The 20776-nt window shown below is 68.5% G+C and carries 18 protein-coding genes and 1 tRNA gene; 9 read left to right on the plus strand and 10 right to left on the minus strand.

The window, feature by feature from the left end:
• Window positions 1–17 precede the first annotated feature (17 nt).
• On the plus strand, window positions 18–659 hold the full coding sequence (locus M2421_RS17155; protein ID WP_259208992.1) for a response regulator transcription factor: 642 nt from the start codon (window positions 18–20) through the stop codon (window positions 657–659).
• A 378-nt stretch (window positions 660–1037) separates the two neighbouring features.
• The gene (locus tag M2421_RS17160) at window positions 1038–4364 is read left to right on the plus strand and encodes an autotransporter outer membrane beta-barrel domain-containing protein (protein WP_259208993.1); all 3327 of its coding nucleotides are present in this window, start codon (window positions 1038–1040) and stop codon (window positions 4362–4364) included.
• A 546-nt stretch (window positions 4365–4910) separates the two neighbouring features.
• Here the strand turns inward: M2421_RS17160 and ychF are convergent.
• The 8 genes from ychF to M2421_RS17200 all read right to left on the minus strand — a co-directional run bounded on the left by ychF (window position 4911) and on the right by M2421_RS17200 (window position 11838).
• Window positions 4911–6002 (minus strand): redox-regulated ATPase YchF, encoded by a 1092-nt coding sequence (gene ychF, locus M2421_RS17165; protein WP_259208995.1) that lies wholly within the window; start codon window positions 6000–6002, stop codon window positions 4911–4913.
• Window positions 6003–6055: 53 nt separating this feature from the next.
• A complete protein-coding gene (gene pth, locus M2421_RS17170; protein WP_259208997.1) occupies window positions 6056–6634 on the minus strand; it encodes an aminoacyl-tRNA hydrolase in 579 nt (192 codons plus the stop codon).
• A gap of 80 nt (window positions 6635–6714) precedes the next feature.
• On the minus strand, window positions 6715–7329 hold the full coding sequence (locus M2421_RS17175) for a 50S ribosomal protein L25/general stress protein Ctc (protein ID WP_259208999.1): 615 nt from the start codon (window positions 7327–7329) through the stop codon (window positions 6715–6717).
• Window positions 7330–7436: 107 nt separating this feature from the next.
• Complete coding sequence (locus M2421_RS17180) at window positions 7437–8396, minus strand: ribose-phosphate diphosphokinase (protein WP_038692467.1); 960 nt, start codon at window positions 8394–8396, stop codon at window positions 7437–7439.
• Between the two features lie 133 nt (window positions 8397–8529).
• Window positions 8530–8606: transfer RNA gene (locus tag M2421_RS17185), tRNA-Gln, on the minus strand.
• Window positions 8607–8615: 9 nt separating this feature from the next.
• The gene (gene ispE / locus M2421_RS17190; RefSeq protein ID WP_259209004.1) at window positions 8616–9485 is read right to left on the minus strand and encodes a 4-(cytidine 5'-diphospho)-2-C-methyl-D-erythritol kinase; all 870 of its coding nucleotides are present in this window, start codon (window positions 9483–9485) and stop codon (window positions 8616–8618) included.
• On the minus strand, window positions 9482–10144 hold the full coding sequence (gene lolB / locus M2421_RS17195; RefSeq protein ID WP_259209006.1) for a lipoprotein insertase outer membrane protein LolB: 663 nt from the start codon (window positions 10142–10144) through the stop codon (window positions 9482–9484). Before lolB ends, ispE begins: the two co-directional genes overlap by 4 nt.
• The gene (locus tag M2421_RS17200; RefSeq protein WP_259209009.1) at window positions 10141–11838 is read right to left on the minus strand and encodes a tetratricopeptide repeat protein; all 1698 of its coding nucleotides are present in this window, start codon (window positions 11836–11838) and stop codon (window positions 10141–10143) included. The genes lolB and M2421_RS17200 overlap by 4 nt, the downstream gene beginning before the upstream one ends.
• Window positions 11839–11902: 64 nt before the next feature.
• Here M2421_RS17200 and hemA point away from each other — a divergent pair, with 64 nt between their 5' ends.
• From hemA to ppk2, 4 genes are read left to right on the plus strand one after another with little or no spacing between them, the layout of a single operon-like run.
• Complete coding sequence (gene hemA / locus M2421_RS17205) at window positions 11903–13186, plus strand: glutamyl-tRNA reductase (protein WP_259209011.1); 1284 nt, start codon at window positions 11903–11905, stop codon at window positions 13184–13186.
• On the plus strand, window positions 13164–14249 hold the full coding sequence (gene prfA / locus M2421_RS17210) for a peptide chain release factor 1 (RefSeq protein ID WP_259209013.1): 1086 nt from the start codon (window positions 13164–13166) through the stop codon (window positions 14247–14249). Before hemA ends, prfA begins: the two co-directional genes overlap by 23 nt.
• A gap of 2 nt (window positions 14250–14251) precedes the next feature.
• Entirely contained in the window at window positions 14252–15955 is a 1704-nt protein-coding gene (locus M2421_RS17215; RefSeq protein ID WP_259209014.1) for a tetratricopeptide repeat protein, read from the plus strand.
• A gap of 51 nt (window positions 15956–16006) precedes the next feature.
• The gene (ppk2, locus tag M2421_RS17220) at window positions 16007–16789 is read left to right on the plus strand and encodes a polyphosphate kinase 2 (RefSeq protein WP_259209304.1); all 783 of its coding nucleotides are present in this window, start codon (window positions 16007–16009) and stop codon (window positions 16787–16789) included.
• Between the two features lie 13 nt (window positions 16790–16802).
• Here the strand turns inward: ppk2 and M2421_RS17225 are convergent, their stop codons facing one another.
• Window positions 16803–17378 carry a TlpA disulfide reductase family protein gene (locus tag M2421_RS17225; protein WP_259209016.1) on the minus strand — a complete coding sequence of 192 codons (576 nt, stop codon included), beginning with the start codon at window positions 17376–17378 and terminating at the stop codon, window positions 16803–16805.
• A complete protein-coding gene (locus M2421_RS17230; protein ID WP_259209021.1) occupies window positions 17375–18649 on the minus strand; it encodes a YihY family inner membrane protein in 1275 nt (424 codons plus the stop codon). Before M2421_RS17230 ends, M2421_RS17225 begins: the two co-directional genes overlap by 4 nt.
• 87 nt (window positions 18650–18736) lie before the next feature.
• On the opposite strand from M2421_RS17230, the gene wrbA reads away from it, so the two are divergent.
• The 3 genes from wrbA (at window position 18737) to M2421_RS17245 (ending at window position 20248) form a co-directional block, all read left to right on the plus strand.
• Window positions 18737–19327 (plus strand): NAD(P)H:quinone oxidoreductase, encoded by a 591-nt coding sequence (gene wrbA, locus M2421_RS17235; RefSeq protein WP_259209022.1) that lies wholly within the window; start codon window positions 18737–18739, stop codon window positions 19325–19327.
• Entirely contained in the window at window positions 19324–19659 is a 336-nt protein-coding gene (locus tag M2421_RS17240) for a DUF2069 domain-containing protein (protein ID WP_259209024.1), read from the plus strand. The genes wrbA and M2421_RS17240 overlap by 4 nt, the downstream gene beginning before the upstream one ends.
• Window positions 19660–19762: 103 nt before the next feature.
• Entirely contained in the window at window positions 19763–20248 is a 486-nt protein-coding gene (locus M2421_RS17245; RefSeq protein WP_259209029.1) for an asparaginase domain-containing protein, read from the plus strand.
• Window positions 20249–20776: the final 528 nt, after the last annotated feature.

Below are 20776 nucleotides of genomic sequence, written 5' to 3' on the forward strand. Positions count from 1 at the left end.
CGGTGCCGAGAACACGCATGAAGACCAAGATCGTCATTGCCGATGACCACCCGATCGTGCTGGCTGGCATCCGCGATGTCATCGACGGCGACTCGCGCCTGGAGGTGGTCGGCCAGGCGCAGAGCCCGGCGGCGCTGGTCGAGTTGATGCAGACGCTGGCACCGGACATCGTCATCACCGACTACAACATGCCCGGCGATGACGCCCTCGGCGATGGCATCAAGCTGATCTCCTACCTGCTGCGCAACTTCCCCGATGTGCAGGTGTTGATTCTGACCATGGTCTCCAATCCGTCGATCATCGCCGAGATGTACCGGGCCGGCGCCAGCGGCGTGGTGCGCAAGAGCGGGGACCTCAAGGAACTCAACGTGGCCCTGTCCGCGTTGCTGGCCCAGCGCGTGTACCGCTCGCCGGACCTGCCCCGCGAGGAGGCCCTGCCCGAGGCCGGCGACGCCTCTTCGGCCTCGCTGCTGTCCCCGCGCGAGTTCGAGGTGATCCGGCTGTTCGCCAACGGCCAGAGCGTGGGCGACATCGCCAGGCGCCTGAACCGCAGCGGCAAGACCGTCAGCACCCAGAAGGTCAACGCGATGCGCAAGCTCGGCGTCAAGACCGACCAGGAGCTGATCACCTTCTGCCTGTCCTCGGACCTGTTCAACTGAGCAGGCGCAGGGCCTGCCCGGGGCAGTCAGTGAACGCGGCCGCCTGCCGCGTTCACTGACTGCCGGGCCAACCACGCCGCCGGCCGCCGCCCATTTTAGGGATCGCCTGATGTCGCCCGTGGCGGCCACTGCCTAGCCTGTGCATACCGGCAGCGCAGTGGTCGCGCCGGTATGGCTTCAAGGACGCCCCAGATGCACGCCCCCGCGTGTCGCGGCGATGGCGCTGCCATCTGCCCCCTCCCCCCGCGCCTTGTCGCCATGCGGCGTTGCCGGCCTGTGCCGTTGACGCCGCGACGGTGGTCGCCGACGGCGATCGACATGGTCTGCAGATCCGTCTGGCCCACGCCGGGCGGCTGCCTTGCGACGAGAAGAAGCAGGATGAACAGAATCTACCGGTTGGTGCGGGACCCCGTGAATGGACGCTGCAAGGTGGTGTCCGAACTTGCACGGCAGCGTGGCACGGTGTCCGTGACGACGCCCGCGGTCCGCGCCGGACTGCCGACCCGGATCGCGCTCGGCGCGGCACTGCTGGCGGCCCTGCCTGCCAGCGCGCTGGACTACACCGCGCCGATCACGGTCAACGCAGGCGAGTCGCTCGACCTGGCCAGCGGTGACAGCGTGCTGCACACCGGCAGCAGCTACGCGGTGACCGTAACCGGTCGGGACGCCACGCTGCACGCCACCGACCTGGACCTGCGCGTGACCGGCAATGGCAGCGGAATCGGTGTCCTGGCCGGCGGCAGCGTGCAGATCGAGGGCGGCCACATCCAACTGGGCGACGGTAGCGCCAGCGTAGGCTATGCCTTGAATGCCAGCGGCGCGGGCAGCGTGATCCGCGCCAACAACCTGGTCATCGATGCATATCGCAACGGCTCCGGTTACGGCACGGTCAATGCCACCAGCGGCGGCAAGGTCTGGCTGACCGGCGGCCGCGTCAGCAGCGGCGGGCATGCGCTGTACGCCACCGGCAGCGGCAGCGAGCTGCACGTCACCGGCACCGAGATCAACAACGGTGGCAACAGCGCGGTGTATGCCGAAGGCGGCGCGCTGCTGGCGATGGAATCGCTGCAGCTCAGTTTTGCCCCGGGCAACAACGGTTACAGCGGCCGCCTGTCGTCCAGCGGCACCGGCAGCGTGCTGTCGCTGACCGATGTGGACGTGGTCAACGGCTACTTCGACATCAGCGAAGGTGGCCTGCTGCGCATCAACGGCGGCAGCGCCACCACCAACGGCGGCAGCATCCGCCTGCTCGGCAACCGGACCAAGGGGATTTACGCATCGGCCGAGATAACCGGCGGAACGTTCGAGACCACCGGCGGCTACGGCGTCAACGTCAACGACTGGGGCAAGCTCAGCGCCAACGGCGCACATTTCACCGTGCGCGATGGCCAGTCGGGGCTGTGGTTGTCCAGCGCCGCCTCGTTGGCCGATCTGACCGATACGGTGATCAGCACCTATGGCACCAACGGCTATGGCCATGGCGTGGACGTCTGGGGCGGCACCGCGACAATAACCGGCGGCAGCATCGACACACACGGTGACGGCGTCTACGGCCTGCGTGCGTCGGGCAGCAATCCGCCCACGGCGTATTCGCGCATCCGCGCCAAGGGCTTGGACATCACCACCTACGGCAACGGCGGTGGCGGCGTGTTCCTGGGCGGCAGCACGGCCGACGCGCAGCTCGAGGGCGGCCACATCACCGTGCTGGGCAATGCGGCGTTCGGCATCGTGCAGATGAACACCGCACAGCTCACTGCGGACACCCTGAGCATCCATGCCAAGGGCGCAGGCAGCGGTGCCTACCGCTCCTACATCACCGTGTTCGGCCCGCACTGGGACCGCCTGACCTTCAACAACAGCCAGCTGCAGACCGAAGACGGTCCCGCGCTGTGGCTGCAGGGCAGCAATCACGCGCTGACGCTCGTCAACACCGACGTGGTCGCGCGACAGGCCGGCAGCGTGGACGATGGCCGGCTGTTGCGGGTCAGCGATACCGTGTTCACCGATGGCAGCTCGGTGGCGACCTCCGACATTCTTTTCAACGCCGACAACAGCCGCCTGACCGGCGATGTCGTGGTGGACAGCGCCACCGCCAACGTGGAGATGACGCTGGCCAACGCCAGCGTGCTGACCGGCGCCTTGCGCGGCGACAGCGGCTTCCACGTGGCGTCGCTGTCGCTCGATGACAGCAGCCGCTGGAACCTGCGCGGCGACTCCACCGTGGGTACGCTGCAGCACGCGGGCACCATTGCGTTCGTCGCACCCACGCAAGGCGATTTCAAGACCTTGACCATCACCGGCGACTACGTCGGCAATGGCGGCACGTGGGTGATGAATCGCCAGCTGGGCGATGACGGCTCGGCGGGCGATGCGCTGGTGATCCAGGGCAACAGCAGCGGCACCGCGACCGTGCGGGTGGACAATGCCGGTGGCGCCGGGGCGCTCACCAGCGAAGGTATCCGCCTGATCAGCGTGGCCGGCCAGTCCGACGCGCAGTTCGCGCTGCAGGGCCGCGCCGTGGCCGGTGCCTACGACTACTTCCTGTACAAGGGCGGGGTGCGCACGCCGGATGACGGCAACTGGTACCTGCGCTCGGAATATGTGGCGCCGGTGGATCCACCGGTCGATCCAGTCGATCCAGTCGATCCAGTCGATCCAGTCGATCCGGTGGCGCCGGTCGACCCGGTGGATCCCGCAACGCCGGACCCGGTCGATCCGGTCGATCCGCTTGATCCGGTGGATCCGGGCCCCAAGGTCGAACGCCCGGAGCCGGCCATCTATCTGGCCAACCAGTCGGCCGCCCTGCGCATGTTCCAGCAGAGCCTGCACGACCGTGCCGGCGATCCGGGTACCCGTGTCGACGCCGCTGGGTCGCGCGGCGCGCTGGCGTGGGCACGTGTACGCAGCGGCCACCTGGACCGCCACGCCGGCGGCGAGCAGATCCGCGTGGACAGCCGCGTCGACAACCTGATGGTCGGCGTTGGCCACGACCTTGCCGCCAATGCGGGCGGCCAGCTGCAACTGGGGCTGATGGGAGGCCACGGGCGCGCCAGTAGTGATGCCGTATCGACGGTGACCGGGTACACCGCGCGCGGCGTGGTCACCGGTAGCAGCGTCGGCGCGTACGGTACCTGGCTGCAGGATGCCGACATGCAGCGCGGCGCGTATGTGGACAGCTGGGTGCAGTACAGCCGCTTCCGCAACCGGGTGCAGGGTGAGGGGCTGGCCGAGGAACGCTATCGTTCGCGCAACTGGAGTGGCTCGGTGGAAGCGGGCTACGTCCTGCCGCTGCAGCGCAACGCCGATCGCGGCCTGTACCTGGAACCGCAGTTGCAGGTCGTCCACAACCATTACGACGCCGACCAGGTCATCGAAGCCAATGGCACGCAGGTGGAAAGCCGTCGCGCCGGTGGCACCAGCACCAGGCTGGGGGCGCGCCTGTATACCCGTGCGCTGACCCAGCGGCAGGGCAATGTGCATCCGTTCGTCGCGATCAACTGGTGGTCCGGCGGCACTGCGTCGGCAATCGCGGTGGACGGCGTGTCGATCCGCCGCGACCTGCCCGATGACATCTACGAGGCCAAGGCAGGCGTGCAGGTAAACCTTGCCGGTGGCTGGCGCGGCTGGGGCGAGTTGGGTCATCAGACCGGCAGCCAGGGTTACCGCGATACCAGCGCGCAGCTGGGCGTTTCCTACCGCTGGTGAGGACGTGCCCGCTTCCGGCCATGTGGCCGGAAGCGGGCGCCACCGGTGGTGCCGGCCTAAGGTCGGCGCGGCACAACGCCGAACGCCCCCGACCGGCTTTTCCACATCGCGCGTGGAAAGCCGTGGGGGTTTGATGTGGACAAGTCGGTGCAAGCCAGCCACGCCAACGTTTTCGGGGCGTGGCGTTTTTTTGTCCAGGCGTGGATGCGGTTTTCCACAGCATGCGTGCAAAGCGGTGGGGGTTTGTTGTGGACAACCGTGCGTAAGCGGTACGTGGCAAGGGTTTCCACGTCTGGTCAATTATTGTCCAGTTCGTCTGCGGCGGAGCATCGCGTGGTTGCCGGCCAACGGTCGGCACTACCGGGCGGGGTTTTCCACATGGGGCGTGGAGAGCGATGGGCATTTGTTGTGGACAAGTGGCGCAGAGTCCCACCTGCCGGGCGTTTTCCGCAGTGGTGATTTTTTATCCAGCGCAGGGCATCGCGCGCCACAAACGCAAACGCCCCGCTCAAGGCGGGGCGTTGCGGGCATCGACCGGCGATGCGATCAGACGTTGAAGCGGAAGTGCAGGATGTCGCCTTCCTGGACGCGGTATTCCTTGCCTTCCAGGCGCAGGCGCCCGGCTTCCTTGGCACCGGCTTCGCCCTTGTACTTGATGAAGTCGTCGTACGCGATGGTTTCGGCGCGGATGAAGCCCTTCTCGAAGTCGGTGTGGATCACCGCGGCCGCCTGCGGGGCGGTGGCGCCCTTGCGCACGGTCCAGGCACGGACTTCCTTCACGCCCGCGGTGAAGTAGGTCTGCAGGCCCAACAGCTGGTACGCGGCGTAGATCACGCGGTTCAAGCCCGGCTCGGACAGGCCGAGATCGGCCAGGAAGGTGTCGCGGTCTTCGTCGTCGAGCTGGGACAGCTCTTCCTCGATCGCCGCCGACACCGGCACCACCTGCGCGCCTTCGGTGGCGGCGCGGGCGCGCACCGCGTCCAGGTGCGGGTTGTTCTCGAAGCCGTCTTCCAGCACGTTGGCGATGTACATCACCGGCTTGAGGGTGAGCAGGAACAGGTCGCGGACCAGGGCCTTCTCTTCCTCGTCCAGGCCGGCACTGCGGCCGGCCTTGCCGTCGGCCAGGGCGGCCTGCAGCTTGGCCAGCACCGGCTTGCGCGCGGCCGCTTCCTTGTCGCCGCCCTTGGCGGCGCGTTCGGCGCGGTTCAACGCCTTCTCGACGCTGTCCAGATCGGCCAGGGCCAGCTCGGTATCGATGGTGTCGATATCCGAGATCGGGTCGACCTTGTTGTTGACGTGGATGACGTCGGCGTTCTCGAAGCAGCGCACCACGTGGGTGATCGCATCCACTTCGCGGATGTGGGCCAGGAACTTGTTGCCCAGGCCTTCCCCGCTGGCGGCACCGGCAACGAGGCCGGCGATGTCGACGAACTCCACCGCGGTCGGGATGACCTTCTGCGGGTTGATGATCGCGGCCAGCTCGTTCAGGCGCGGATCCGGCACCGGCACGATGCCGACGTTCGGTTCAATCGTGCAGAACGGGAAGTTGGCCGCGGCGATGCCCGCCTTGGTCAGCGCGTTGAACAGGGTCGATTTGCCGACGTTGGGCAGACCGACGATGCCGCATTTGATACCCATCTTTGACAGCCTCTGGGGGTGGTAGGTACCGACCGTGGGTCGGTACACCGTGGTTATTTCGGGGTGTGCAGGCGCTTCATCGCCTCACTGTAATCGCCGCCTACTGCCAGTGGCAGCACGTCGATCGCATCGTCGATGGCCTGGCCGATCAGCACATCGTCATCCTTGCTCGCGCGGCCCAGCACCCACGGCACCACGCGGTCCTTGTGACCGGGATGGCCGATGCCGATGCGCAGGCGGTGGAACCTGCCATGGCCCAGCAGGCGGATGGTGTCGCGCAGGCCGTTCTGGCCGCCGTGGCCGCCGTCGAACTTGAGCCGTGCCACGCCGGGCGGCAGGTCCAGTTCGTCGTGCGCCAGCAAGGTTTCTTCCGGCTCGATCTTCCAGAAACGCTGCGCGGCAGTGACCGACTTGCCACTGAGATTCATGAAGGTGGCGGGCTTGAGCAGCCACACCGCCTGCCCGGCGATATCGACCTTGGCGGTCTCACCGAACAGCTTGCTGTCCACGCTCCAGCGCGCGCCGGCCTGTGCGACCAGGGCGTCAATGAAACGAAACCCGGCATTGTGCCGGGTCTGGGCGTGCTCGGGTCCGGGGTTGCCCAGACCAACGATCAATCGCAATCCTGTCATCACTCTTCTTCGTCGGTACCGGCCCTGTGCCGGCACATACAGAAACGGCGCCTGCCCCGGGGGACAGGCGCCGCAATCGCTTACTCGGCAGCCGGTGCTTCGTCGGCAGCGTCTTCCTTGCCGTGCTTGGCGGTGACGATCGCGTCGTCATGGTCCTTGCCCTGGGCCAGGGCCGGGATTTCAACGCCCTTCGGCAGCTTGATGTCCGACAGGTAGATCACGTCGCCAGCCTTCAGCTCGCCCAGGTCGACGTCGATCGACTCCGGCAGGTCCTTCGGCAGGCAGGAAACGGTCACTTCCTTCAGTTCGTGGGTGACCACGACGTCAGCAGCCTTGCCAGCCGGCGAGGTGTCTTCGTTGACGAAGTGCAGCGGGACGTTGGCGGTCAGGGCCTCGTTCTCGTTCACGCGCAGGAAATCCAGGTGGATGATCAGCTGCTTGAACGGATGGCGCTGCATGTCACGCAGCAGCACCTTGGTGACCTGGCCGTCCAGGTTCAGGTCCAGGATGGACGAGTAGAACCACTCGTTCTGCTGGGCCAGCCAGATCTGGTTGTGGTCCAGGTTGATGTTGATCGGCGCGGCTTCGCCGCCGTACACGACGGCCGGGATCACGCCGGCGTGACGCAGGCGGCGGCTCGCACCCTTGCCCTGCACGTCACGAGCGGTGACCTTGATTTCATGGGTCTTGGACATTGTATTTACTACCAGTTGATGCCTTGCCGGAGGGCTTGGCGATTGAGGGCACGTCCGCGACCAGACGTACCCGGGACCCGGTCACCGTTGCCGGTGGCCGGAAAAAATCAATCCACGTACAGCGAGCTGACCGACTCGCCGAAGGCGATGCGGCGCATCGTCTCGGCCAGCATCTCCGCCACGCTGAGCTGGCGGATCTTGCTGCACACCCGCGCCTCTTCACGCAGCGGGATGGTGTCGGTCACCACCAGCTCGTCGAGCTGGGAGTTGTTGATGTTGTCCACCGCCGGGCCCGAGAGCACGGCGTGGGTGCAGTACGCGGCCACCTTGAGGGCGCCGCGCGCCTTCAGCGCTGCGGCAGCCGCACACAGGGTGCCGGCGGTGTCGACGATGTCATCGACCATCACGCAGGTCTTGCCTTCGACGTCACCGATGATGTTCATCACGGTGGAGACGTTCGCGCGCGGCCGGCGCTTGTCGATGATCGCCAGGTCGGCATCGTCCAGCCGCTTGGCCACCGCACGCGCACGCACCACGCCACCCACGTCCGGCGACACCACGATCAGGTTCTCGGTGCCGTAAGCGCGCCAGATATCGGCGAGCAGCAGCGGCGAGGCATACACGTTGTCCACCGGCATGTCGAAGAAGCCCTGGATCTGGTCGGCATGCAGATCCACCGTCAGTACCCGGTCGGCGCCGACGGCGCTGAACATCTTGGCGGCCACCTTGGCGGTGATCGGCACGCGCGAGGAGCGCATGCGGCGATCCTGGCGCGAGTAGCCGAAATACGGCACCACCGCGGTGACGCTGTTGACCGAGGCGCGCTTGAGCGCATCGATCAGCACCAGCAGCTCCATCAGGTTTTCCGCGCTGGGCGCGCAGGTCGGCTGGATCACGAACACGTCCTGCTTGCGGACGTTTTCTTCGATCTCGACCTGCACTTCACCATCGGAGAAGCGCGACACCAACGCCTTGCCAGGCCGCACCCCCAGTTCCTTGCAGATGCTCTGCGCAAGGCGCTTGTTGGCGTTGCCGGAAAATACCAGCAGGTTGGGGTGATCTTGCATCATGACGGTCTCGGGCGGGAGCGATTGGAGAACTCGGCCGCCGGCACCCTGGAGTGTCTGCGGTGACAACACCGCGAGACATCGGCCGTGCCCGCGCAGGCATGCGCATGGGAACGCGGCTGACATCCGCTAGTGGCAGGGGCGGGAGGATTCGAACCTCCGAATGCCAGGATCAAAACCTGGTGCCTTGGGCCTCTTGGCGACGCCCCTGCATCAAAATCAATAACGCTCGAGTACATCGAGCAACGGCGAACGCTCCACGCCCGCAGCCACCCATGCCCGCAGTTCCTTCGGCAACCGCGCCAGGCCCTGCTCTGCAGCAGCGCGCGTGGCGAACTCGACGAAACAACCGCTTCCCGACCCGGTGAGTCGTGCCCGGCCGATCCTGCTCAACGTTGCAAGCACTACCTCTACGGCAGGCTCGCGGCGGCGCAGTACCGGCTCGAACGCATTCCCGAGCAAAGACCCGGAAGCGAAGTCCGCTATTTTCGCCACTGGGGCGTCTCGCGTCAAATCCGGATCTGCAAAAAGTCGCGGGGTGGGCACGTGCACGCCCGGATCGGCGAGCACGAACCAGGCCGGCGCCAGCGCGATTGCCGTGAGCTGCTCGCCCACGCCTTCGGCCCAGGCGTTGTGGCCGCGTACGAACACCGGCACGTCCGCGCCCAGTTGCAGGCCCAATGCCGCCAGCGCATCCACGTCCAGACCGGCGTTCCACAGCATGTTGAGACCCACCAGGACGGTCGCGGCGTCGGAGGAACCGCCGCCGAACCCACCGCCGGCCGGAATCACCTTTTCGACGCGGATGTCAGCGCCTTGGGCGACATTGGCAGCATTTTTCAATAGCACGGCGGCACGCACGGCCAGGTCGTCGGCCGCGTCCACGCCCGCCACGGACGGTCCGTCGCGGTGAATCACGCCATCCTCCCGCACCCGCAGGCCGATCCGGTCGCCCCAGTCCAGCAGCCGGAACACGGTCTGCAGCTGGTGGTAACCGTCGGCGCGCCGGCCGGTGATGTGCAGGAACAGGTTCAGCTTGGCCGGGGCCGGCCATGTCGACCAGCCCGCGTTCAGGTCCGTGCCACTCATGGGCTGCCCAGCACCCAGCTGTCGACCACCAGGCGCACCTTGGCATCCCCGTTGACCGCCTCGATCCGGCGCGGCAGCACCGGGCGATCGCCCTCGGCCGGGAACCAATCCAGGTACTGGACCTGCCAGCCCATCTGCTCGACCCGGCGCGGGCGGCCCTCGCCGTCGCGCTCGATGCGCGCGGCCGCGGCGGCGTCGCCGGCGACCAGGCCGCGCACCCAGTCGGGCAACTGGTTGACCGGGATGTCCCAGCCGGTGGCCTCGAGCAGGAGCTGCTGGGCGTCCTCGCCCTCGCGGGTGCCGCCCTCCATGCCTTCCAGGCGCCCGCCCTCGTGGTGGCTGTCGCCGGTGAGCTTCCAGCTTTGCCGGGTTACCGGCGCGCTCAGCTCGACCTCGTACTGGCGGTCCTGCTGCTGCCAGTCGATCCGGCCGTTGCCGCCATTGCGGCCCTTGTTGACCGCGACCCGGCCCTGGAACGCCCACTGCGACTGCGCGCGAACGGCGGCCACGCGGGCCGCTTCCGCCCGCTCCGCCGCGGCAGACACGGTGCTGACCACCGCCGGCGCGGCCGGTGCCTTGCGCTCGTCCAGCGACACGCAGCCAGCCAACGCCAAGGCCATCGCCAGCGCGGTGCCGGCCTTGAACAGGGTCACCTTCATACGCCGTGCTTCTCGATCACGCGCTGCAGGGCGCGGTTGTCAGGGTCCAGCTTGCGTGCCTCGTCGAAGAAGCGCCGCGCCTCGTCCTTGCGTCCCAGCACCCACAGGACTTCGCCGACATGCGCGGCGATCTCGGCATCCTTGGCCAAGGTCCAGGCGCGGCGCAGTTGCACCAGCGCTTCTTCATTGCGGCCCAGCCGGTAGAGCACCCAGCCGTAGCTGTCGACGATGGCCGCGTTGTCCGGCTCGGCGACGCGGGCGCGATCGATCAGTTCCAGGGCTTCCTGGTAACGCTGGGTGCGGTCGGCCAGGGTGTAGCCCAGCGCATTCAAGGCGGCCACGTTTTCCGGCTCGGTCACCAGGATCTTGCGCAGGTCGGCCTCGGCGCGCGGGACGTCGTCGCGCCGTTCCCAGGCCAGCGCGCGGGCATACAGCAGGGCGCTCTCATCCGGGTAGGCGGCCAGGCCGCGTGCGAGCGCGTCCAGTTCACCCGGCAGGTCATCACCGCGCTGGCGCAGCTCGGCCTCCAGCAGGTAAGCGTCGCGGCGCGCTTCGTCGTCGACGCTGGCATCGGACTGGATCGCATGCACTTCGGCGAAGGCCTTGTCCGGGCGACCGGCATCGTACTGGGCGTTGGCCGCGCGCAGGCGCGCCTCATCCAGCTCCTCGCCGCCGGGCACGCTGTGATACCAGTCCACCGCCTCGGCCGGGCGCTTGAGGTATTCGGCGATCTTGCCGAGCAGCAGGCGCTGGGCCGAGTCCGGCTTGGCCGCCTGTTTGGACAGTTCGGTATAAAGGGCCAGCAGCGCGACATCGTCCTTCTGCTTGGCCAGCAGCGAGGCGCGCATGCCCCAGGTCTGCACGTCCTGCGGGCCGACCGCCAGCACGCGCGCGGCCGAACGGGCATCGCCCATGCTGTCGTAGGCGATGGCCAGTGCATTGCGCAGTTCCGGGTCCTGGCGGCTCTTGGGCTCCACGCCCACCAGCAGGGCGCGGGCCTCGTCTTCCTTGCCGGCCTGGGCCAGCTGGCTGGCATTCAACAGCGCCACGCGCGGCTCATTGGGGAAGCGTTTGACGACTTCATCGACCATGCGCTTGGCCAGGTCGGGCCGGTCCATGCGCATGGCCAGCCGGCCCAGCTCCTGCCAGACCTCGAGTTGGTCGGGGATGGCGTTGTCGTCCACCAGCCCGCCCAGCACCTGCGCCGGGATGGCGGGATCGCGACCGCCCCCGATCAGCGCGGCGATGGCGAACTTCCAGCCGCGCGGGTCCGGGTCCTTGAGCATCACGCCCAGTTCGGTGCGCGCAGCCTTCACATCGGCCTGGCGCATGTCCAGCGCGGCGGCCGCGCTGCGCATGGCCAGCGTACGCGGGGCGCGTTTCTCCCACAGCGCCAGCGCGCGCGCGGCACGGGTGTCATCGTTGGCCAGCATGGCGATGCGGGTGGCGCGCTCGGCCAGCCCGGCATCGTCGGTGCCGGCCTCGGCTGCCTCCAGGTACCAGCGCGCGGCGTCACCGAGCTTGCCGGCCTGCAGGGCGAACTCGCCCGCCATCACCGGGGTGAGGGGCGCGGTTTCGGCCACCTTGGCCTTGCCGGGGGCAGGCGCGACGGGCGTCGTGGCGGGGGCCGCCAGGGCGCTGGCCGCGGACAGGGACAGCAACAGAACGCTGGAGATGCGAATCAATGCGGGCATCGGGGGCTTCTGGCCTTAAAATGACGACTTGAATGGCCAGCAGCTTATCGCAAGCAACTGAACAATGACCCTGTGGGTGCTCGGACTGAATCACCAGACCGCGCCAGTGGAACTGCGCGAACGCGCCTCCTTTGGCGGCGACGCCCTGCCCCAGGCATTGGCGTCGTTGCGCGATACGCCGCAGGTAGCCGAGGCGGTGCTGCTGTCCACCTGCAACCGCACCGAGCTGTACGCGGTGGCCGAATCGGGCGAGGCCTTGGCGCAGTGGCTGGAGTCCCATGCCGGCGGGCTGCACGGCTACCTTTACCAGCACGCCGACGCCGACGCGGTGCGCCACCTGTTCCGGGTGGCCACCGGGCTGGATTCCATGGTGCTGGGCGAGCCGCAGATCCTGGGCCAGGTCAAGGACGCGTGGGCGACCGCGCGCGACCACGGCCTGCTCGGTCAACGCCTGGACCGGCTGTTCCAGCAGACCTTCTCGGTGGCCAAGCGCGCCCGCACCGATACCCGGGTGGGCGCCAACCCGGTGTCGGTGGCCTCCACCGCGGTGCGCCTGGCGCAGAACTCCTTCGCCCGCCTGGAAGACTCCACGGTGCTGCTGGTGGGCGCCGGCGAGACCATCGAGCTGGCCGCCCGGCACCTGAGCGAAGGCAAGGTGCGCCGCCTGCTGGTGGCCAACCGCACCCTCGCCCATGCGCAGGACCTGGCCAGCCGCCATGGCGGCGTGGCATTGCCGCTGACCGAGCTGGAGCGCCACCTGGGCGAGGCCGACGTGGTGTTCTCGGCCACCGCGGCACGCGAGCCGGTCATCGCCCGGGCGCATGTCGCGGCTGCGCTGAAGACCCGCAAGCACAAGCCGATGCTGCTGTTCGACCTGGCCGTGCCGCGTGACATCGAGGCGGGCGTCGGCGAGCTGCAGGACGCCTTCCTGTACACCGTGGACGACCTGGAGCGCGCGGTCGAGGACAACCGCCGCAGCCGCCGCGAGGCCGCCGCCGAGGCCGAAGCGATCATCGAGCTGCAGGTGGCCCGTTTCGTGGAAACGCTGCAGGCCAGCGCGCACCAGGCCCCGTTGCGGCAGCTGCGCGCCTATGGCGAAGCGACCCGCGTGGAAATGCTGGACAAGGCCCGGCAGCAACTGGCCCACGGCAAATCGCCGGAGGAAGTGCTGGAGCTGCTGGCGCATGGCCTGACCAACCGGCTGCTGCACCCGCCTACCGCCGCGCTGCGCGCGGCCGCGCTGACCGGCGATACTGAATTGACCCGCGCCGCCGAGCGCCTGTTCCCGGCCAAGCCGGGTTACCAACATCCTGCCGTGAAGACTGATGACGCCGACCCTGCGCCGTAAGCTGGAAGCGCTGGCCGAACGCCGCGAAGAACTCGAACGCCTGCTTGCCGACCCTGCCGTGGTCGGCGACAACGACCGTTTTCGCGCGTTCTCGCGCGAATTCGCGCAGCTGCAGCCGATCGCCACCGCGCTGGCCGATGAAGCCCGTGCGCTGGCCGACCTGGCCGCCGCCGAAGCGATGCGCAACGATCCGGACCTGCGCGAGCTGGCGGAAGAGGAAATCACCGCCGCCCAGCAGCGACTGCAGCACCTGGACCAGGAGCTGGCCCTGCTGCTGGTGCCGCGCGATCCGCGCGACGACGGCAACCTGTTCCTGGAAGTGCGCGCCGGCACCGGCGGCGACGAAGCGGCGATCTTCGCCGGCGACCTGTTCCGCATGTACGCCCGCTACGCCGAGCGCCAGGGCTGGAAGGTGGAGGTCGAGTCGGACAGCCCCGGCGAACACGGCGGCTACAAGGAAATCGTGGCCCGGGTGGTCGGCCGTGGTGCCTATTCCAAGCTGAAGTTCGAGTCGGGCACGCACCGCGTGCAGCGCGTGCCGGCCACCGAATCGCAGGGCCGCATCCATACCTCGGCGGCCACCGTGGCGATCATCCCCGAGGCCGACGAGGTCGATGAAATCGTCATCAACCCGGCCGACCTGAAGGTGGATACGTTCCGCTCCTCCGGCGCCGGTGGCCAGCACGTCAACAAGACCGAATCGGCCATCCGCATCACCCACGTGCCGTCGGGGGTGGTGGTGGAATGCCAGACCGAACGCAGCCAGCACGCCAACCGCGACAAGGCGATGAAGCGCCTGAAGGCGCAGCTGCTGGATGCCGAGCGCGGCAAGCAGGCCGCCGCCACCGCCGAGAGCCGCCGCCTGCAGGTGGGCAGTGGCGACCGCAGCCAGCGCATCCGCACCTACAGCTTCCCGCAGGGCCGGATCACCGACCACCGCGTGGAGGGCCTCACCCTGTACGACCTGCCCAACATCATCGCCGGCGAGCTGGACACCCTGGTCGAACGGCTGATCCACGAACACCAGGCCGACGAACTGGCGCAGTTGGCGGCAGGCACCTGAGCATGGAGCCGGATCGGCAGCAGCTGCGACTGGCGGTGCAACGCCAGCCAGCCGACTTCATCGCCTGGGTGATGCTGGCCGACGCGGAACTGGAAGCCGGCGATGTGCTGGCCGGCGAGCAGGCCGCCGCGCGCGCCTTGCAACTGCGCCCGCAGCACCCCGAAGCGCTGGCCCGGCTGGGCCGCGCGCGCTGGATGCAGGGCCGCCATGCCGAGGCCGCCACCGCGCTGCGCCAGGCCGCCGACCTGGCCCCGCAACATCCGGGTATCGCGCTGTGGCTGGGCCATGCGCTGGAAGACGCCGGCCAGCCCGAAGCGGCCGCCGACGCGTATCGCCACGCGCACACGCTGCTGCCGGCCGAGCCCTACATCACCGCGCAGCTGCTCAACTGGCAGCGCCGGCTGTGCGACTGGCGGGATATCGAGCGGCTGTCGGCGCAGGTGCGGCAGGCCATCGCCCGCGGCCAAGCGGCCGTCGAGCCGTTCGCCTTCCTCAGCGAAGACAGCAGCGCGGCCGAACAGCTGGCCTGCGCGCGGCAACGCGCGGCCGCCATTGCCGCCGGCGTGCGGCCGCTGCCCGCCGCCACGGTGCGCCCCCAGGGCCGCCTGCGCGTGGGCTTCCTGTCCAACGGCTTCGGCGCCCATCCGACCGGGCTGCTGACCGTGGCGTTGTTCGAGCAGCTGCGCGCGCTGGGCACGCTGGACCTGCACCTGTTCGCCCTCAATGGCGATGATGGCAGCGACATCCGCAGCCGCCTGCACGCGGCCGCCACCCAATGGCATGACGTCAGCGCGCAACCGCACCAGCGCATCGCCGAGGGCATCCGCGCCGCCGGCATCGATGTGCTGTTCGACCTGCGCGGCTGGGGCGGCGGCGGCACCCCGCAGGTGCTGGCGATGCGCCCGGCGCCGGTGCAGGTGAACTGGCTGGCCTATCCCGGCACCTCCGGCGCGGCATGGATGGACCACGTGCTGGCGGACGCGTTCGTCCTGCCACCCGCGCTGGAGGCCGGCTTCAGCGAGACCGTGCGCCGGCTGCCGCGTGCGTTCCAGCCCTCGGACACCACCCGCGTGCTGCAACCGCCGGCCTCGCGCGAGGCCTGCGGGCTGCCGGCCAGCGGCGTGGTGCTGTGCTGCTTCAACAACAGTTACAAGCTCAATCCACGCAGCGTGCAGCGCCTGTTCGCGGTGCTGCACGGCGTGCCCGGCAGCGTGCTGTGGTTGCTGTCCGGCCCGGGCAACGCCGATGGGCGCCTGCGCGGTGCGGCGCGCCAGGCCCGGCTGGATCCGGCACGGCTGGTGTTCATGCCCAAGGCGCCGCACCCGGCGTACCTCGCGCGCTACCAGCATGCCGACCTGTTCCTGGACACCCACCCCTACAACGCCCACACCACTGCATCGGATGCGGTGTGGGCCGGCTGCCCGGTGCTGACCTGCCCGGGGGCGACCTTTGCCTCGCGCGTCGCCGGCAGCCTCAACCATCACCTCGGCCTGGCACGGTTGAACGTTGCCGATGACGCGTCGTTCGTCGCCACCGCCATCGCACTCGGCAACGACCCGCCGGCGCTGCGGGCACTGCGCGCGGAACTGGCCCAGCGCCGGGTGGACAGCGGGCTGTTCGACATGGCCGGCTTTGCCAGCGACCTCACCGACGCGGTCGAGGCGATGGCGCGCGAACGTGGCTGGCAGGGCGCACACACGCCCTGACCCACCGCTGCGCTAGGCTCGGGCTTTCCCGTGAACGACCGAGGCACGCCGATGGGCAAGCTCAAACGCAAGGAGTACCAGGCCCTGCTGGAGCCGATGCAGCTGGAACTCATCGCCATGGCGCGCTGGGCCCAGCACACCGGCCAGCGCGTGCTGGTGCTGTTCGAAGGCCGCGACACCGCCGGCAAGGGCGGTGCCATCCAGGCCATCGCCGAACACCTCAACCCGCGCCAGTGCAGGGTGGTGGCGCTGCCCAAGCCGACCGACCGCGAGAGCACCCAGTGGTATTTCCAGCGCTACGTGGCGCACCTGCCGGCTGCCGGCGAGATCGTGCTGATGGACCGCAGCTGGTACAACCGCGCCGGCGTCGAACACGTGATGGGGTACTGCAGCGAGAACGAGTACCACGCGTTCCTGGCGCAGGCCCCGGTGTTCGAGAAGCTGCTGATCGATGACGGCATCCTGCTGTTCAAGTACTGGCTCAGCGTGGACCAGGCACAACAGGAAAAGCGCTTCGCCGAGCGCCACGTCGACCCGCTCAAGGGCTGGAAGCTGTCCCCGGTGGACCTGAAATCACGCAGCAAGTACAGCGCCTACACCGAGGCGCGCGAGGCGATGCTGCGCGCCACCCACCGCGACGAAGCGCCGTGGACGCTGGTGGATTTCAACGACCAGAAGCGCGGTCGGCTGGGACTGATCCGCAACCTGCTCGATCGCCTGCCCGACACCCGCGTGGACGAACCGGAGCTGGCGCTGCCGCCGTTGAAGGGCAAGCTGCACAAGGAACACTTCGATGCGTTGAAACCGATCGAGCCGTATCCGCTGGCCGAATGACCCCGGGGCGGCGTCAGCCGCCCTGCGCGATCCGGGTTTCGATGTCGTGCGCGGTGACCGGGCCGAGGAATTCCTTGGCGACCTTGCCGTCCGGTGCGATCAGGTAGGTCAGCGGCAGCCCGCGCGGGATGGCGAAGTCCTCCGGCGGGTTGTAGGTGTCCACGATCACGATCGGATAGGTCACCGGGCGCTTGTCGAGGAAAGCCTTCATCTCGGCCGGTTCGATGTCCTCGTAGGCCAGGCCGACCACCTCGATCTCGCTGCGCATCGCATGCAGGGCCGACAGTTCCGGCATTTCCTTGCGGCACGGCGCGCACCAGGTCGCCCAGAAGTTGACCACCACCCACTTGCCGCGATGCGCGGCCAGGTCGTAGGTGCTGCCATCCAGCGCCGGCAGCGTCAGGGTCGGGCGTTCGACGGTCTTGCGGTCGGTCGGTGCGGCGTCAGCCGCCGCCGGGGCCTGGGGCGCGGCGACGACTGCCGGGGCCGCGGCAGGTGCCGGCGCAGCCGCCTGGGGAGGAGTGGCGGGCTTGTTGCAGGCGGCCAGGGCCAGCAGGCCCACGGCCAGCAGCAGCGGCTTGGCGGTCATGGTGTGTCTCCGGGAAGGGTGTAGATGTCGCTGACGCGACGCTTGAGCAGTTCGCGCAGCGGTAGCCGCAGGGCGTCCAGCGCCAGCACCGAGGCCTGGCCGAGGCTGTCGTCGCGGTACGGCAGGTAGGCCTCGCGGATCGGGATGCGCATCTGCGTGGTTTCGTAGAGGTCGGCCAGGGTGAGCTTGTCCAGGTCGCGCGCCAGCAGCCACTCGCCGCGTTCGTCGCGGCGTACCACGCGGATCGCTTCGAGGTCGCAGAGCATGGTCTGCAGCAGCGAGTCGGTCAGCATCGGCTCCAGGCGCAGGATCTCGTCATCGTCCAGACTGCGCCCGTCGCGGCGCGCCTGCTGGAAACGCCCGATCAGGCGCAGCAGGCCGTAGATCTCGTAGCCGGTGGGCAGGCGCAGATCGGCCGGCTGGTAGCGGAAGGCGGCGATCGAGGACGCCAGCGAGGCCCCCAGCAACACCGATACCCAGCACAGGTAGATCCACAGCAGCAGGATCGGCACGAAGGCGACCGTGCCGTACAGCTTCTGGTAGGACTGGAAGCTGCCCAGGTAGGCGCCCATGCCCCACTTCACCAGTTCCAGCATGACCGCGGCCAGGATCGCGCCGGGAATGGCATGGCGCCACTTCACCACGTGGTGCGGCACCACCCGGTAGACCAGCATGATGCACACGAACTCGATCAGGAACGGCGCCACGGTCAGCGAGAAATTGGCCAGCCAGCGGCCTTCGCTGGTACCGAACAGCGGCAGCGCGAACACCCGCGCCGATACGGCCAGCGAGGCGGCCGCCAGCATGGCGCCCAGGGTCAGTACGGTCCAGTAGACCAGGAAGCGGGTCAGCGTGGGCCGCGCCGAACTGACCCGCCAGATCTGGTTGAAGGTCTGCTCCACGCTGTTGAGGGTGATCAACAGCGAGACCACCAGCGCGATGAAACCGGCGGCGGTGAGCTGGCCGGCGCTGGCCGAGAACTGCCGCAGGTAGCCCTCCGCTGCGCGCGCGGCATTGGGCACGAAGTTGGAGAACACGTAGTCGCTGAGCTGGTCGCTCCAGCGGTCGAACACCGGGAAGGCCGACAGCACGCCGAACACCACGATGGCCAGCGGCACCAGCGCGAACACGGTGGTGTAGGCCAGCGAGGCGGCCGCCTGGAACAGGCGGTCGTCGAGGAAGCGCCGCCACAGGAAGCGACCGAAGCTGGCGGCACGGGCGCGGTCGCGCACGCGCTCCATCCAGAGATTGACGGTGTCGAGGGGTTCCATCGGCGCAAGGGTACCTGAAGAGGGGTGTGCGGGACCGCATCGCATCGCCATACTGGCCACTGGTCCCGATGATGAGATGAAGGCGCGATGGCGGAAATCCTGGTGCTGTACTACAGCCGTGGCGGATCGGTGGCCCGGCTGGCCCGCCAGATCGCGCGCGGCATCGGCGAGGTGCCGGGCATGAGCGCGCGCTTGCGTACGGTGCCGCCGGTGGCGGCGGTGACGCAGACTGCCCGCCCGCCCGTGCCCGAGGACGGCGCCCCCTACGTGGAGATCGGCGATCTTGCCGAATGCGACGGCCTGATCCTGGGCAGCCCGACCCGCTTCGGCAACATGGCCGCGCCGGTCAAGCATTTCCTGGACGGGCTGGGCGCCGAATGGGTCAATGGCACCCTGGCCGGCAAGCCGGCGGCGGTCTTCACCTCCACCGCATCGCTGCACGGGGGGCAGGAATCGACCCTGCTGTCGATGCAGGTGCCGCTGCTGCACCACGGCTGCCTGATCGTGGGCATTCCCTTCACCGAGCCGGCCCTGAGCCACACCACCACCGGGGGCACCCCGTACGGCGCCAGCCATGTGGCCGGTGCCGACGACAACCCGGTGCCGAGCGAGGACGAGGCGATCCTGGCGCGCGCATTGGGCCGGCGTGTGGCCGACATCGCGCGGCGGCTGGCATGAAGGGTCGCGCCCAGGATGCGGCACTGGCCCTGCTGCTGATCGCGCTGGCCGCGGTGTATGCGCTGTGGTTCGCCCACGACAGGCACTGGCTGGCCACGCAACTGGTGTTCACGCTGCCGCCGCTGCTGCTTGCCCTGGGCGTGTGGCTGCGGCGCGGCAAGGCGGCCTTCTGGGCCGGGGTGCTGGCGCTGTTCTGGTTCAGCCACGGGGTGATGAGTGCCTGGAGCCACCCGGAAACCGCCGGCTGGGCGTGGGCCGAGCTGCTGTTGGCCCTGGCGGTGATCGGGGTGGCGAGCACGCCGGGCCTGCGCCGCCGCTTCGGCAAGCGCTGAACCGACGCGTCGCTACGGCTGCGGGGCGGCGCCAGCGGCCGTATCATCTGCATCCCGGCGCGGGTTGCCCGCGCGGTTCTGACCGCTATCCAGGATGCCCGCAATGGAAGAACTACTGATCATCACCACCGGTGGCACGATCGACAAGATCTACTTCGACGACAAGTCGGACTACCAGATCGGCGATCCGCAGATCGGGATGATCCTGCGCGAGCTGGGCGTGACCTTCCGTTTCAACGTCATCCCGATCCTGCGCAAGGACTCGCTGCACATCACCGACGACGACCGCGAACTGATCCGCGCGACCATCGCCGCGCAGCCCACCCGCCACGTACTCGTCACCCACGGCACCGATTCGATGGTGCAGACCGGGCAGGTACTGAAGTCGATCGCCGACAAAACGATCGTGATGACCGGCGCACTGAGCCCGGCGCGTTTCCGCGGCTCGGACGCGGAGTTCAACATCGGCTGCGCGATCGGCGCGGTGCAGTCGCTGGCCAGCGGCGTGTACATCGCCATGAACGGCCGCATCTGGAATCCCGAACACGTGCGCAAGAACGTGGCCGCCAACCGGTTTGAAGAAGCCTGATCGGCTGCGGCTTCTAAAAGCCGCACGCCTCGAGCGTCCTGGGCTGGGCGGGGGTGTGTGAGAGTGCGGGACACGCCGTAGATCCGTCCGTGGAGGCTCGCGTGCGCCCTCCATGGCGCACGACGGTCCCGCAACCTCACACACCCCCACCCTCGACAGTTGGCTGGTAGCCGTGGAAGCAATGCGGGCAAAACAACGCCGGCGCCGCCGCTTTCGTCTTCCCGCTTCCCGCTCCCGCTTCCCGCTTCCGCTTCCGCTCTTTCACTGCGCACCAGCACCCTGTCAAAGGGTGGGTACGGGTGGGTTGGCGGGACCGTCATGCGCCATGGATGGCGCATGCGAGCCTACACGGACGTACTTGCGGCGTGTCCCGCCAACCCACCCGTACCTGCCCAAGCCAGACCAGGCACGAACTCGCGGCCGTTGATCCTGCTTCGGCTTCGGCTTCGGCTTCGGCTTCGGCTTTTAGCTTCTAAAAAAAACCATCCCAAAAAAAAACGCCCCGGCCGAAACCGGGGCGTGCCCATT

The sequence above is a fragment of the Stenotrophomonas sp. BIGb0135 genome (genome assembly GCF_024810105.1).
Lineage (GTDB): Bacteria > Pseudomonadota > Gammaproteobacteria > Xanthomonadales > Xanthomonadaceae > Stenotrophomonas > Stenotrophomonas maltophilia_AB.

What these genes read in the sequence shown, in the direction of transcription:
- M2421_RS17155 (WP_259208992.1), top strand. Translation starts at nt 18, where the DNA reads ATGAAGACCAAGATCGTCATTGCCGATGACCACCCGATCGTGCTGGCT.
- M2421_RS17160 (WP_259208993.1), top strand. Translation starts at nt 1,038, where the DNA reads ATGAACAGAATCTACCGGTTGGTGCGGGACCCCGTGAATGGACGCTGC.
- ychF (WP_259208995.1), bottom strand. Translation starts at nt 6,002, where the DNA reads ATGGGTATCAAATGCGGCATCGTCGGTCTGCCCAACGTCGGCAAATCG.
- pth (WP_259208997.1), bottom strand. Translation starts at nt 6,634, where the DNA reads ATGACAGGATTGCGATTGATCGTTGGTCTGGGCAACCCCGGACCCGAG.
- M2421_RS17175 (WP_259208999.1), bottom strand. Translation starts at nt 7,329, where the DNA reads ATGTCCAAGACCCATGAAATCAAGGTCACCGCTCGTGACGTGCAGGGC.
- M2421_RS17180 (WP_038692467.1), bottom strand. Translation starts at nt 8,396, where the DNA reads ATGCAAGATCACCCCAACCTGCTGGTATTTTCCGGCAACGCCAACAAG.
- ispE (WP_259209004.1), bottom strand. Translation starts at nt 9,485, where the DNA reads ATGAGTGGCACGGACCTGAACGCGGGCTGGTCGACATGGCCGGCCCCG.
- lolB (WP_259209006.1), bottom strand. Translation starts at nt 10,144, where the DNA reads ATGAAGGTGACCCTGTTCAAGGCCGGCACCGCGCTGGCGATGGCCTTG.
- M2421_RS17200 (WP_259209009.1), bottom strand. Translation starts at nt 11,838, where the DNA reads ATGCCCGCATTGATTCGCATCTCCAGCGTTCTGTTGCTGTCCCTGTCC.
- hemA (WP_259209011.1), top strand. Translation starts at nt 11,903, where the DNA reads ATGACCCTGTGGGTGCTCGGACTGAATCACCAGACCGCGCCAGTGGAA.
- prfA (WP_259209013.1), top strand. Translation starts at nt 13,164, where the DNA reads ATGACGCCGACCCTGCGCCGTAAGCTGGAAGCGCTGGCCGAACGCCGC.
- M2421_RS17215 (WP_259209014.1), top strand. Translation starts at nt 14,252, where the DNA reads ATGGAGCCGGATCGGCAGCAGCTGCGACTGGCGGTGCAACGCCAGCCA.
- ppk2 (WP_259209304.1), top strand. Translation starts at nt 16,007, where the DNA reads ATGGGCAAGCTCAAACGCAAGGAGTACCAGGCCCTGCTGGAGCCGATG.
- M2421_RS17225 (WP_259209016.1), bottom strand. Translation starts at nt 17,378, where the DNA reads ATGACCGCCAAGCCGCTGCTGCTGGCCGTGGGCCTGCTGGCCCTGGCC.
- M2421_RS17230 (WP_259209021.1), bottom strand. Translation starts at nt 18,649, where the DNA reads ATGGAACCCCTCGACACCGTCAATCTCTGGATGGAGCGCGTGCGCGAC.
- wrbA (WP_259209022.1), top strand. Translation starts at nt 18,737, where the DNA reads ATGGCGGAAATCCTGGTGCTGTACTACAGCCGTGGCGGATCGGTGGCC.
- M2421_RS17240 (WP_259209024.1), top strand. Translation starts at nt 19,324, where the DNA reads ATGAAGGGTCGCGCCCAGGATGCGGCACTGGCCCTGCTGCTGATCGCG.
- M2421_RS17245 (WP_259209029.1), top strand. Translation starts at nt 19,763, where the DNA reads ATGGAAGAACTACTGATCATCACCACCGGTGGCACGATCGACAAGATC.